Here is a 13149-nt window from a genome sequence, read left to right as displayed (position 1 = left end):
CTTTGGTTTTATAAGAGATAAAGGTTAATGTTTTCAGGATCACCTCCAAAGACCACAAATAATAGCCCTATTCTTAATCCAGATGTTTTCATGCCACAGTCAACATCACCAATAATGCCATTACTTGAGGCCGGACCATCACAATCAACTCTTGTTCGAACAGTTAGCACCGTCCCAGCAGTCCCTTATTCCGAGAATCTTTCTCAAGCTATGACGAATCCTGACCAAGAATTCCCATCAATAGAGGAATATATTCAGGGAGCGGAGGATCAACCTCGTCTGCTCCTTAGTGAGGCTTTTTCATTAGAATTTGACACTGCTATTCCGTCATCATCTTGTACGATACCAACAAGCTATCCACCAATAAATCCTCTTGAAACCACTGACTCAACCGTACAGGAGCCTAGCGCTCTACAAGCAGAACCACTATTAACAGCGGCCTTCACACAACCTTACACATCTCAAGCCGGGACTACACCATCAGAAAAACCTCACTATGTGCCAACAATCTTACCTGCCAGAAAACAAGAGTCCGATGGCGCCACCATTTCAGGCGATCTGACAACTCCCCATCACCAGAGATATTTAGCTCCATTTTCAGCGGCATCAGAACAACAGGGCGAAGGCATAGCAGTCAAAATAAAACCAACATCGAGGAGAAAGCCATACGGGAAAAAATCATATACTGCAGAATCCGCCACTCAAGAATCATCAGTTAGTATTGATGACGCGAGTGTCATTTTAAGTGAATTTCACATTCCTGACATGTTTAATCCTACAAAAGCAGCGAATATAAAATTACTTATATCACAAATTCACGATGAGATTTATCAGCTGGATCTTGAACATTATTTATCTTCTCTACCTCCCACCCAAAAATGGGCGGCAGTATTTGAAATAGCTTCCCGCACTATCGAAAACCCTGACCTGTCCGAACAATATTTAAAAACCATCAAAAAAAAGATCAGAAAATACAAAAACAAATTATCAGCACAAGAAAGTAGAAAAAGAAAAAAACAGTATGTGGATCAATTAGAACATCAGGTCCAAAGCAAACAAGCCCACATTAATGAATTAGAGTCAAACATCAGCTTTTTGAGAGAAAAATTAAGCCAGACCTCACTAAAAACTACTGAACTCACTGAGTCACTCAAAGATATCTCTATTCCTCCAGCAGCCAGCCTCAAACTAGATGAGCTACAAGCGTTAATTGCACCGTGGGGAAATACGACCTAATTATCAAAAAAGACAGATGTTAAATAAATAGACCACTTATATTTACAAGCAAAAAAACACTGTACTCACGATATATTATACTGAGCCTCCGCGAAAAAATACTCAGGCAGGCTTGAAGTGTCTAAGCCTGCCAAAAGATATTTTATGTTTGATCACTACAAGAAAAAATTCCACTATTTAGTTTTCCTATAACCACCCTTAGAAATGTTTTTCAGTAAAGTCCCACATTGCTGACATCCTGGTTTATTCAAATGGGCTACTGTCTTCTTTTCATCTATCTCTGTGGTGACCGAGCAGTAGGTATACAGGCAGTTATTATCTTTTGCCCACTATTCATAACTGTCCGGCAATACCCTGACAACGGTAGCCAGGATGAACGAAAAGCCATTTTCAAAGGCAACCCGCTCATCCGAGAACTGGCTGATGTGATTGTATTGCGCAAGAAAACCTGCCACCAGATTTCCATCCACTTCTCCGACCCATCCAGCGTAAGCAGGCTCAGTCAAATAGAGATCAAAAATTTGCTTAACCCGTTGTTCACAAAACGACAAATTACAGTATTCATAACAGCCTCCTGATTTCCTTGCAGATAACGATATGAGTATCAGTCACAACGCCACCATTCTTTATGGTCATGACACACGACGAATTACACCCATATGCCTTTCCCCCAACCATCGCCATTCAGTAAGCTGGGTATCCGCTGAGGTAATAACCATCCGTTTCAGACAATGCCCCGGCGATCCGGTATGAAGTACTGTTGAGGTAAAGCCTGTGGATATTTTCGACCAACTCACCCGCCTGAAGATTGACTTCCAGCGTGTCGACCACCCTCCGGTCTATACCTGTGAAGAAGCGAATCGTGAAACACCCGACCTGCCGGGTGCCCGAACCAAGAATCTGTTCGTTAAGGACCGCAAGGGCAAGCAACACTTTCTCATTGTTGTTGCAGACCACAAGGCCACCGACCTCAATCAGCTGGGGAGTGTTTTGGATGTGGGGAAGCTTCAGCTCGCCTCACCTGAACGACTGAAAAAATACCTCAACCTGAAACCTGGCGCCGTCACACTGCTTGGAATCGTGAATGACCCGGAACAGCATGTTACCGTTGTGATTGATGAAGATGTCTGGCAACAGGATGCCATTCAGTGTCATCCGCTGGTTAATACCAGCACACTGGTGATCAGCAGAACTGGCGTTGAACAATTCCTGCAAAGCAGCGGACATACGCCGTACGTCGTAAAAATACCGGAGCGGGAATTATCCGTATCATAAGCGTAATGCTGTAATCAGGCCCGCTGTAACATTAGATACGCTAAGCTAATGCAAGAGCTAAATACAGCGGGTCAGCGTCAGGGAAGCCGGTTATGCCTCATGGAATAGACTATGGTCGTCGTATTTCTTTTACGTTATTCATCGGTGCACTGGTTGCAGCACCCTTTTATATTCCCGGACCCAGTGGCAAACCGCTGGCAACACTCGATGATATCCTGCCAGATGCCAATACCTTCACCTCACTCCTGAATGAAGGTAAACGCATTACCAGAAAGCTTGAAACCCATATACCAGACGATACACATTACCCCCGGCAAAAAACCGTTAACGGATGGCAGGATGCCAACGGTGTCTGGCACTTTTCAGATACGAAACCCACTGATGACTCCAACATTAAAACACGCAGGATTCACATAGATACCAGTCGCATAACACCGCTGCCTGACATGCCAGAACCGATCAAAAAGACAAATAGCACTGAAAATAAAAATGATGGTGTACGACCAAATCTGTCGAACCCGAGCGAGATCATTAAGGAAGCGCAGAAAGCGCGAGATCAGATGAATCAGCGCCACTCAAATCAGAAAAAAATTCTGGATAGCCTCTGAGTGGCGCCTGGTCATACGCTTACAGAAGACGGGCGTCGTAATATGCCATCTCTGACACTTTATGATACTCCGTTACCTGTTCAGTGAAGCGCTTGAACGACTCATAAATGGCCTTGGACTGTTCATTGGTCGCCGCCACTTCCTTTGTCACCTGATCAGCAACCTCTTTCAGGCTCTTTAGCACATCGTCCGGTAGTTTCAGTACCTGTACGCCGTGATCATTGATCAGCTGGTTCAGGGCCATGTTATTGCGTGCGGTATATTCGTCGAGCATGGACTGATGTGCGGCCTGGGTTGCCGTTTGAACAATGGCTTTCAGGTCTGCCGGCAGTTCTTTCCAGGCATCCAGGTTAACAGTGAATTCCAGGGTTGAACCCGGCTCATGCCAACCGGGGTAATAGTAGTACTTCGCCGCTTTGTAGAGACCGAACGCCATATCGTTATAGGGGCCAACCCATTCGGTGGCATCAATACGACCAGTCTGCAACGCAGTGAACAGTTCGCCACCAGGAACATTAACAGGAGAACCGCCCAGACGTTTCAGCACCTCACCACCCAGACCGGGAATACGCATATTCAGGCCTTTCAGGTCTTCCAGCGATTCAATCTTACGATTGAACCAGCCGGCCATCTGGACACCGGTACTGCCACCCGCAAATGGTTTAAGGTTGAAAGGTTCGTAAAGTTTTTCCCACAACTCCATACCGCCACCATAATGGAGCCAGCTGCTCATTTCCTGGGCGTTTAAACCATAAGGCACTGCGGTGAAAAACTGCGTGGCGGGCTCTTTACCTTTCCAGTAATAGGCGCCACTGTGACTCATCTCTGCAGTTCCGGTGCGAACAGCATCAAAGACTTCCAGCGCCGGCACCAGCTCTCCTGCACCGTACACTTTTATCTCAAGACGACCGTCGCTCATCTGGTTGACCATCTCGGCAAAACGCTCGGGCGCCGTGCCCAGACCCGGAAAGTTTTTCGGCCAGGATGTCACCAGTTTCCAGCGATACTTTTTCTTCTCAACGGTACCCTGTCCGGCAGCCTGCGGCGCCGGTTCACTGCCATTACAACCCGCCAGCATTGCACCGGCGGCGCCTACACCCAGAGCAGTCAGCATCTGACGGCGTTTCATACGTCTCCCCCTGTGTTGGTATCCAACTTTCTTATTATCAGCAGCCCTGCTTTACCCCTGTCATGTGGTAAAGCAGGCTGGTATTACCTGTAAGCGGTGCTTACCTCGAGCCCATACTAGCGACAGAAGTCGCTAGTTCACAAGGGCATTAGCCTGGCATAAGCGACCATCAGCCACTTGCTACCTTCATCATCAAAATTAATTTGTACCCGCGCCTGGGCACCCTGCCCTTCAAAATTAAGCACCGTACCATCACCAAACACTTCGTGTGCAACCCGCTGCCCCAGATGCAGGCCAGTATCCGGCACTTCAGCATTGATGGTTGCGCCACCAGCGGTGACAGGTCGGCTGATAGTGGCATTCAGGCGAACTTCTTCCATCAGTTCAGCCGGGACTTCCCGCAGGAACCGTGAGGGACGGTTGTAGTTTTCCTGACCGTGGAGACGGCGACTTTCGGCATAGGTCAGGTACAGTTCTTCCATGGCCCGGGTGATACCGACATAGCAAAGACGACGTTCTTCGTCTAAACCGCCGGAATCATCCATGGACATCTTGTGCGGGAACAGACCATCTTCCATACCGCACATAAAGACCAGCGGGAATTCCAGACCTTTGGCAGAATGCAGTGTCATCATCTGGACACTGTCGGCAAACTGGTCAGCCTGCGTTTCACCGGCTTCCAGCGCAGCATGGGCCAGGAAAGCGTCTAACGGCGACAGGTTCTGCTGCATCTCTTCATCGAAGACATCTTCCGGATCAAACTCCTTACAGGCTGACACCAGTTCCTCAAGGTTCTCAATCCGTGCACGACCTTTTTCACCTTTTTCTTTCTGGTGATGTTCAATCAAACCCGTGACATTGATGATGTGGTCCGCTAATTCAGCCAGAGGAAGATCATTGGCAGAAGATGACAACCCTTCTACCAATTCAATAAAGGAAGACACCGAATTTGCCGCCCGCGCCGTCAGCCCCTTGCCCTTGATCATTTCGCGGGCCGCCCGCCACATGGAGACACCACCGCTCCGGGCGACATCCCGAATCTGTTGAACGGTTTTTTCACCAATGCCCCGCGCCGGGACATTAATCACCCGTTCCAGTGACGGATCATCATCCTGGTTGCTGGCCAGTCGCAGATACGCCAGCGCATTCTTGATTTCCGCCCGCTCGAAGAACCGCTGTCCGCCATAAATACGGTAAGGAATACCGCTGCGCAGCATGGCTTCTTCCAACACCCGTGACTGCGCGTTGGAGCGGTAAAGAATAGCGATTTCTCTGCGCGCCATACCGCCGTTCGCTGCTTCCTGGATGCGGTCGGCAATGAAACGGGCTTCATCCACTTCATTGAATCCGGCATAGACCCGGATAGGTTCACCGTCATTGCCTTCGGTCCAGAGTTCCTTGCCCAAACGATCCGGATTGTTGGCAATCAGGGTGTTAGCAGCTTTCAGGATGGTACCGGTGGAACGGTAATTCTGTTCGAGCCGGATGGTCACGGCATTGGAAAAATCACGGGTAAACTGACGGATATTCTCGATACGTGCGCCACGCCAGCCATAAATTGACTGGTCATCGTCGCCGACTGCCATCAGGTTTCCTTTGTCACCCGCCAGCATACGCAGCCAGGCATACTGCACGGCGTTGGTATCCTGAAACTCGTCGACCATGATCTGCTGGAAACGCTCCCGGTAATGGGCCAGCAGTTGTGGGTGCTCCAGCCAGAGTTCGTGGGAACGCAGCAACAGTTCTGCGAAATCGACAACGCCCAAAAGACGACAGTTTTCTTCATAGGCGGTGTAGACCTGGTGCATATTTTTCTCGAACAGGTCATAACCCGGTTCGATATGCTGCGGCCGCAGACCTTCGTCTTTTTTACCGTTGATGTACCACTGGGCCTGCCGGGGTGGCCATTTGGCTTCATCCATGCCCAGGGCGCGCATCAGACGTTTGATGATGCGCAGCTGGTCGTCGCTATCCAGAATCTGGAAATTTTCCGGCAAGCCTGCCTCTTTCCAGTGCGCCCGCAACAGACGGTGCGCCAAACCGTGGAACGTACCAACCCACATGCCGCGCACCGGCATTTCCAGCATCTGCTCAATACGTCCCCGCATCTCGGCCGCGGCTTTGTTGGTAAAGGTCACCGCCATGATGGACCAGGGCGACACACCTTCGGTCTGGATCAACCAGGCAATGCGGTGAACCAGCACCCGTGTCTTGCCGCTGCCCGCACCGGCGAGAATCAGGCTGGACCCCAGGGGCTGGGCTACCGCTTCGCGCTGGGCATCATTGAGAGAATCGAGAATTGCAGTGACATCCATTATTGCAGCCGGAAGGAAATTGAAAACCTCAAGTGTAACCGAGAGCGATGGCTCCCATAAACCGGGAATGCGAGAAACTGATACCCGAGATGCCTGGTTCAACATCACCCTACAAGGCAATTGTGTGATTCATTGTCAGACCACACATACTGGCTGGCACTATCTTTGCTGTCAGTGTCGTATGTCGAACATAAATATTGGCCTGTGTGTTGCAGCCGTACAGCGGATTGGATTTAATAATCAAGCACATTTAATATGCACTATGGTACATGAACAGTTTCTTTTATGGCGATGGGTCGAGAGATTACATAATGTCGTAACCTGTCTCTCTGACACTGTCTGTACCCTTGGCATGGATGCACCTGACAAAAACAACAACGGCACTATCGGCACCGGTTCCAGGAACGGAACGCTACCGAAGATGCCCGGACGCAAATGCTGAGATCATGCAGGAACACAACCTGTTATCCACACCCCAGATAACGCATAACCGACAGGCGAAGCTTTCCTATTCCTGGCTCAACGCGCGTATCAGTAGCGAACAGCTGAAACTGCTGCACCAGGGATCACTGCGCATGATCATCATCCTGGGTGTCAGTCTGTCCGGCGTCATTCTGCTACTGTGGAATTCGATTAATACCAGCCTGGTGTTGCCTATTGCGACCTGGCTCGCAACGCTTGGATTATTACGTCAGGTACTGGCATCAGGTTTCCTGCGGGAAGCACAGGATACGAAACAGGATGGCCATCAGAAGTGGCTGCTTTACTTCTGCATCAGCACCGCCCTGAGCGGCGCATCGTTTGCGGCAGCCATTCTTTTGTTAATGCCGTTCTCCACCTTTACGGATCTCGCCGCCACACAGCTTTTGCTGACCATTGCACTGCTTTCAAGTGCGGTGCTGTTTTCCTGCTATCTGCCAGCCTTTATCTGTTTCAGCCTGCCCAGCCTTCTGCCCGTTTCGCTTTCCCTGTGGATGAATCCGGTGCCCCAAACCGATATCTGGGCCTTTATCCAGGTTATTCTGTTGGGCGTTGTCTTGTATTGCGCGCTTTATGCGCACCGTTTTTCCATCAAGTCACTGGAACGTCGCTTTCGTAACCAGGCGCTCAGTGATCTGCTGTCCGATGAAAACCGCAAAGTCCGGGATACCCAGAAAGAACTGGAGGAAACCCATGCGGGACTGGAGCAAATGGTCACCGAGAGGACTCGTGAACTCTCAGAAACCACCGAGGCATTAAAAAACAGTGAGCATCGACTCAGCCAGGCCCTGGACGCCAGTCGTCTTGGTTTCTGGGACTGGGACATGGAAAACGAGCAAATCTATCACAGCCATTTCAAGGAACTGTTTGGCTATGACACGGAAAAGCTCAGTGGCTTTAAAGGCCACCTGGAACCCCTGATTCATACCTCGGATGCACCCCGTGTCCGCAAAGCCATCATCGCCCACCTTCGACATAAAACCGATCAGTATCTTGCTCGCTACCGGATACTCCATGCCAATGGCTCCTGGGTCTGGGTAGAAGACAGTGGACAGGTCGTTGAATGGAACGACAAGGGACGTGCAAGCCGTATGCTCGGCACCCGTCGGGATATCTCACTGGAAATGGAGCATGAACGGCAGACTCGTCTGGCCCTCACCCTGTTCCAGAGCACCAGTGAAGCCATCTTTGTGCTGAATGCCCGTTTCCGCTTTGTGGCGATTAACAAGGCGTTCAAGGAACTGACCGGCTACAGCAATGATGAGATCATCAATAAAACCATTGCCGATTTCCAAACGGATGACGGTAACGAAGAACGCTATAACCAGATAGGTAGTGCCCTGATTCAACAGGGGCGTTATGAAGGGGAGCTGATTGAACGACGCAAGGACGGTGATACTTATCCGATCTGGATTCAGATCAGTTCCGTTCGAGACCAAAGTGGCCGGATTACGCATTATGTCGGCATGTTCCGTGACCTGACCGAATATAAACAGACAGAAGAACGCCTGACGTACCTGGCCAATTTTGATCCACTGACCGGTCTGGCTAATCGTAATCGATTCCGTGAACGTCTGTATGAAGCCATCGCTTATGCCGATGCAAAACAACAGTCCTTTGCGCTGATCACGATTGATCTGGATCGTTTCAAACAGATAAATGACAGCCTCGGCCACGAAGTTGGCGATAGCCTGTTACAACAGGTTTCCCGACGCCTCACGCAACATACCTCACATGCGCACAGTGTGGCGCGACTGGCTGCAGACGAATTCAGCCTTATTATTGATAACAACCCAACGCAGGGGGCCATTTCAGCATTGGGCGAAACCATTGTGCAGGCCGTTTCCAAACCTTACCGGATACACGACCACGAACTCATCATTGGCGCCAGTATCGGTGTCGCAATGTTTCCGGAAAATGCCCGCGAATTGCAGACACTGATCAGCCAGGCGGATATGGCCATGGCGCAGGCCAAATACCTCGGCGGCAATAATCTGCAGTTCTATAACCGAAACCTGCAGTCTGCTTCCAGGGAACGGGTCGCATTGGAGACAAGCCTGCGTAAGGCAATCAGCAATGGTGAACTGGAAACCTATTATCAACCTAAAATGACGCTGGCTGGCGACACCATCACCAAGGCAGAAGCATTGGTTCGCTGGAATCATCCGGAAGAAGGGCTGATCACGCCGGGCCGGTTTATCAGCATTGCCGAGGAAAGCAGCCTGATAAACGACATTGGTGAATTTGTCATGCGCCAGGCCTGCCAGCAGGCAAGAACCTGGCTGGATCAGGGCTGGGAGATCCGGGTTTCCGTCAACCTGTCGGTCAGCCAGCTCCGCCAGGCCCAACTGATTGAGCTTATCCGTACGGTTCTTGAAGAAACCCGCCTGCCACCGCATCTTCTGGAACTGGAACTCACAGAAAGCCTGATCATGGATGATATTGATCGCACCATTGAAACGCTTCACGACATCCGGCAACTGGGCGTCACAATCAGTATTGATGATTTCGGCACCGGCTATTCATCCCTCAGCTACCTGAAGCGTTTTCCCGTGGATGCCCTGAAAATCGATCGCTCCTTTATCAGCAGCCTGGATACCAGCGAGGATGATTCCGCCATAACCCGCGCCATTATCGTCATGGCCCACAGCCTGGATCTGAAGGTTGTCGCGGAGGGCGTCGAGAAGCTATCGCATCTTCAGTTTCTACGTGACAATGCCTGTGATGAAGTCCAGGGATATTTCATCAGCAAGCCGCTGCCGGCAACGGAATTCAGTCAGTTTCTTGCCAGTCGCGCCTGAATCCCCATCCGGCTGACACGCTAACTGTTTTCACAGACCGTGTTCATGCGGTTCATGTAGGCATTCCAGTCCTGCTCCATGTAGTCTTCCAGTTCCTGGACCCGCTTTCGAGCGGACTCTAACAGGTTCGCCGGAGCCCGAGGATAACGGGGATTCTGACGATCATCATCGATATGGTATTTACGCAATCCCATGCTGATATGGCAATCACCGATGAAACGGCCATTCAGGTGGTTACGATCATCCACCTCCATACAGCCCGCCATCACAACATCCAGATAAGAGCGGGTAATTTTTTTATTCATATGGTCATACCCATTCCCCAGGTAATGTCCACCATCGTTGATATCGTGCTTATTGGCCACGTACATGTAGATCTCAATATCGTCTACATGATCCACAAACCAACTACTATCCTGCGGGTTATAGAATTCAATCGCACTGAGTGGTAAACGAATTCGTCGATAACGGCGATGACCTTCACGGGCATCAAAGCGCCAGAGATCATGGGGGCTCACACGGTACGCCAATCCATTCACGAAACGGCCTGCATGTTCTTCTGCTGCAAGCACGCGCATCTCATACTGCTCAAGCCACAGGTTCCAGGAACGTTCATAACCGTTAATCCGGACAGGAATCAGGGTCTGCTCAGCAACATCTGGCGCTGTCACTGTACGGGTCAGTGACAACATCAGGCTCCCGTAGCCAACGAGATAAACGTTCTTATGCTCCTTCTCAGGAGAGGCCATGGCATTTGTTGTTATCAGTGTGTACAACATCACAGTCGCTACTATGTTATGTAACATCCTTCCATCCTTGTCATCTGTCTTGAAATCAATAAGAAGTAAAAATGAAGGAAGGCTGCCCGATGCATAACCGCAGTTGCCTGACGGATAACATGATCAAAAGAAAAATGGCTATTCACTGTAATGGGTAAAACCCTACAACTTGTTCACCAGTGCTTTACGTTTTTCATTTAACGTAATGTTAAGTGTTTAATCCTGGGCAACGGTACATGCCACAAACCTGATACCCAGTGATGAAATGATCATCATGCATCCTTCCTGATAATCACATGAGACCCCTGACAGGACTTAAAATTCCCCAATCTGCTTCTGTTTGTTTCAATTGTTCGCTCCCCTGATAGGCTCGTTGCCCTTACTGCCGGTCACTGCTTCGTCCCCCTTGATTCGGGTTGAACTGCCTTACAAAAACGACATACACCGGATAAAGTGTCAGGATGACTGTAGTTTTACTACACCGATATTACCGGTGAGAACGGGGATATTACTGACAATTACTAACAGCACCACCAGCGGCATAGGTACTTTCCACTACTATCCCCGTCTTCCTTGTTGTATAACTACAGCCCAAAAATAAGCCGGTCCGCCCATGTCCCCAACAAACCTGCTTCAGCACATTGATGAAAATCGACGCCATCTCAGAAAGTCGGAGCATAAAGTGGCGGATTATGTCGCGGCACATCCGGCTAATGTCATTCATATCAGCATTGCAGACCTGGCCGCTCACTGCGGTGTCAGCGAACCCACCGTTTTGCGTTTCTGCAGGGCCATTGGCTGTAACGGGTTTCAGGATTTCAAGTTACAACTTGCCCAGAGCCTGGCCAGTGGTACCAGTTTTGGTCAGTTTGAGGTCACAGGGGAAGAATCCACCGGCGATTTCAAGCAGATGGTCTTCAATACCACCATCAGCAACCTGATTGATATTCGTGACCAGCTGGATTCAGAGCAACTGGAACAGGCCATTTCCCTGTTGAGTCAGGCGCAGCGGATTGAATTTTATGGTTATGGTGCTTCAGGCATTGTCGCAACGGATGCACAACACAAATTTTTCCGTCTCCAGGTAACAACGGCTGCCTATTCCGATCCCCACATGCAATCCATGTCTGCGGCAACGCTGACACAGGATGATGTCGTGATCGCTATTTCACAGACCGGGCGCACCAAGGAATTACTGCACGTCATCCAGCTGGTGCAAAAACAATCCGCCAAAGTCATTGCCCTGTGCCCTTCAAACACGCCAATGGCCAGTGCCTGTGATATCCATGTGCCCATCAATGTGCCGGAAAACACTGACATCTATACCCCGCTGACATCACGCATCGCCCACCTTGTCGTGATTGATGTTCTGGCCATGGGTGTTGCCATGTCACGGGGGCCTGAACTGGCGCAGCAATTGCAAACGGTTAAGAAAAACCTTCGTTCACTGAGGCTTACGCAAAAGTAGTAAAGCGCCATGAACCGTTACCGGCACTTTAAACGACAATGGCATATTTCCTACAGACGACCGGTATAATCTCGCTTGAGTTAAAACCTGTCGATTTATACAAATGCCTATAGCGAAATAAGGTCATAAAACGGCAACAGACTCCGGTCACCATTCGCATAACAAGTAATAACAAGAAAGGGAGTGGCACAATGACTGAACCACGCACCAGTACCACGGAAGAGATAATACGTCCATTGATACAGGATAAGGACAAGACTAACGATCCTCTGCCGGAAAAAGCATCCGAACGTTCACTCTATATCCGTCGCGCCATAGAAGATCATTTCGAAGAAAAACGACTCAAGGCGTTAAGCGATGATGGTTGGTGGGACAACATATAAACCCACAACCGACTCCCATACCAGTCACCTAAAGGGTATTCGGACTCTGGCGTCCAGCCGGGAACGGAGAATGTACTGCTGACGAGCTGATACGGTTGGTTAACTGATGCAGACAGCAAAAAATCTTTGATACGTAGCATCTGCCCTGTGCAGAGATAGCAGTAGATAAGCCCGCATCGATCCAGAGAGGCGCTGCGAAAATCCCCATAGCGGACACTCAGGTTCTCCTGTCCGCTTAACACCTTTCTCAGGTAAGCGACAAACCATGGAACCGGTGAATTCTCCCAGGCGATAATCGAATTTTTCGGATACTTCCTGGCCAGATACAGCGCTATCCCACCCCAGCCACAACCGAACTCCATAATCACACCATCGATTGCCTCGGGTAACAGGTTATCCAGAGCGTCTGTCGTACGACGGCAGGAAGGTGTGGGGCCAATACCATTTTTCAGGGTGAAGCCGACAATCAGCGCGACCACCAGAAACAGGCAAACCAGTGCTGTGATTTCGAAACCCGCCATCGCTCATTCCAGAATGCATCCTGTGGATAACATCGGCGGACATCAGGATCGGATGAATGTCCCGGTTAATATCAGAACCACCCGTTAAGTGATGGCGTCAACAGGCCGCTTTCAGAACGTACCTTGATTAGACAGATGGTTTCGTACAAATGAT

The 13149-nt window shown here is 49.8% G+C and carries 11 protein-coding genes; 6 read left to right on the top strand and 5 right to left on the bottom strand.

Features of this window, described 5'->3' with window-relative positions:
* Positions 1-90 precede the first annotated feature (90 nt).
* The gene (locus AC27K1_RS05670) at positions 91-1236 is read left to right on the top strand and encodes a bZIP transcription factor (protein WP_487148961.1); all 1146 of its coding nucleotides are present in this window, start codon (positions 91-93) and stop codon (positions 1234-1236) included.
* A gap of 329 nt (positions 1237-1565) precedes the next feature.
* On the opposite strand, the gene AC27K1_RS05665 is transcribed toward AC27K1_RS05670, so the two are convergent.
* Entirely contained in the window at positions 1566-1706 is a 141-nt protein-coding gene (locus AC27K1_RS05665) for a hypothetical protein (protein ID WP_487148959.1), read from the bottom strand.
* A gap of 304 nt (positions 1707-2010) precedes the next feature.
* On the opposite strand from AC27K1_RS05665, the gene AC27K1_RS05660 reads away from it, so the two are divergent.
* Positions 2011-2511: a prolyl-tRNA synthetase associated domain-containing protein gene (locus AC27K1_RS05660; protein ID WP_487148958.1), complete on the top strand. Its 501-nt coding sequence runs from the start codon at positions 2011-2013 to the stop codon at positions 2509-2511.
* Positions 2512-2603: 92 nt separating this feature from the next.
* The gene (locus AC27K1_RS05655) at positions 2604-3119 is read left to right on the top strand and encodes a hypothetical protein (protein ID WP_487148957.1); all 516 of its coding nucleotides are present in this window, start codon (positions 2604-2606) and stop codon (positions 3117-3119) included.
* 19 nt (positions 3120-3138) lie between these two features.
* Here the strand turns inward: AC27K1_RS05655 and AC27K1_RS05650 are convergent, their stop codons facing one another.
* On the bottom strand, positions 3139-4248 hold the full coding sequence (locus AC27K1_RS05650; RefSeq protein WP_487148955.1) for a TRAP transporter substrate-binding protein: 1110 nt from the start codon (positions 4246-4248) through the stop codon (positions 3139-3141).
* Between the two features lie 137 nt (positions 4249-4385).
* Complete coding sequence (gene uvrD / locus AC27K1_RS05645; protein ID WP_487148954.1) at positions 4386-6563, bottom strand: DNA helicase II; 2178 nt, start codon at positions 6561-6563, stop codon at positions 4386-4388.
* Positions 6564-7009: 446 nt separating this feature from the next.
* On the opposite strand from uvrD, the gene AC27K1_RS05640 reads away from it, so the two are divergent.
* Positions 7010-9844 (top strand): putative bifunctional diguanylate cyclase/phosphodiesterase, encoded by a 2835-nt coding sequence (locus tag AC27K1_RS05640; RefSeq protein WP_487148952.1) that lies wholly within the window; start codon positions 7010-7012, stop codon positions 9842-9844.
* A 20-nt stretch (positions 9845-9864) separates the two neighbouring features.
* Here the strand turns inward: AC27K1_RS05640 and AC27K1_RS05635 are convergent, their stop codons facing one another.
* Complete coding sequence (locus AC27K1_RS05635; protein WP_487148950.1) at positions 9865-10650, bottom strand: gamma-glutamylcyclotransferase family protein; 786 nt, start codon at positions 10648-10650, stop codon at positions 9865-9867.
* A 586-nt stretch (positions 10651-11236) separates the two neighbouring features.
* Here AC27K1_RS05635 and hexR point away from each other — a divergent pair.
* Positions 11237-12091 (top strand): transcriptional regulator HexR, encoded by an 855-nt coding sequence (hexR, locus tag AC27K1_RS05630; protein WP_487148948.1) that lies wholly within the window; start codon positions 11237-11239, stop codon positions 12089-12091.
* A gap of 191 nt (positions 12092-12282) precedes the next feature.
* Entirely contained in the window at positions 12283-12474 is a 192-nt protein-coding gene (locus tag AC27K1_RS05625; RefSeq protein ID WP_487148947.1) for a PA3496 family putative envelope integrity protein, read from the top strand.
* Here the strand turns inward: AC27K1_RS05625 and AC27K1_RS05620 are convergent.
* On the bottom strand, positions 12414-12995 hold the full coding sequence (locus AC27K1_RS05620; RefSeq protein WP_487148945.1) for a class I SAM-dependent methyltransferase: 582 nt from the start codon (positions 12993-12995) through the stop codon (positions 12414-12416). The genes AC27K1_RS05625 and AC27K1_RS05620 overlap by 61 nt on opposite strands.
* Positions 12996-13149 lie beyond the last annotated feature (154 nt).

Source organism: Kistimonas ophiarachnellae, from assembly GCF_057552235.1.
The sequence above is the reverse complement of the archived record's forward strand: the minus strand, read 5'-3'. Positions and strand labels throughout refer to the sequence as shown.

Bases quoted from the DNA above. Each gene is read 5' to 3' on its own strand.
- AC27K1_RS05670 (WP_487148961.1), top strand. From the start codon at position 91: ATGCCACAGTCAACATCACCAATAATGCCATTACTTGAGGCCGGACCA.
- AC27K1_RS05655 (WP_487148957.1), top strand. From the start codon at position 2,604: ATGCCTCATGGAATAGACTATGGTCGTCGTATTTCTTTTACGTTATTC.
- AC27K1_RS05650 (WP_487148955.1), bottom strand. From the start codon at position 4,248: ATGAAACGCCGTCAGATGCTGACTGCTCTGGGTGTAGGCGCCGCCGGT.
- uvrD (WP_487148954.1), bottom strand. From the start codon at position 6,563: ATGGATGTCACTGCAATTCTCGATTCTCTCAATGATGCCCAGCGCGAA.
- AC27K1_RS05640 (WP_487148952.1), top strand. From the start codon at position 7,010: ATGCAGGAACACAACCTGTTATCCACACCCCAGATAACGCATAACCGA.
- AC27K1_RS05635 (WP_487148950.1), bottom strand. From the start codon at position 10,650: ATGTTACATAACATAGTAGCGACTGTGATGTTGTACACACTGATAACA.
- hexR (WP_487148948.1), top strand. From the start codon at position 11,237: ATGTCCCCAACAAACCTGCTTCAGCACATTGATGAAAATCGACGCCAT.
- AC27K1_RS05625 (WP_487148947.1), top strand. From the start codon at position 12,283: ATGACTGAACCACGCACCAGTACCACGGAAGAGATAATACGTCCATTG.
- AC27K1_RS05620 (WP_487148945.1), bottom strand. From the start codon at position 12,995: ATGGCGGGTTTCGAAATCACAGCACTGGTTTGCCTGTTTCTGGTGGTC.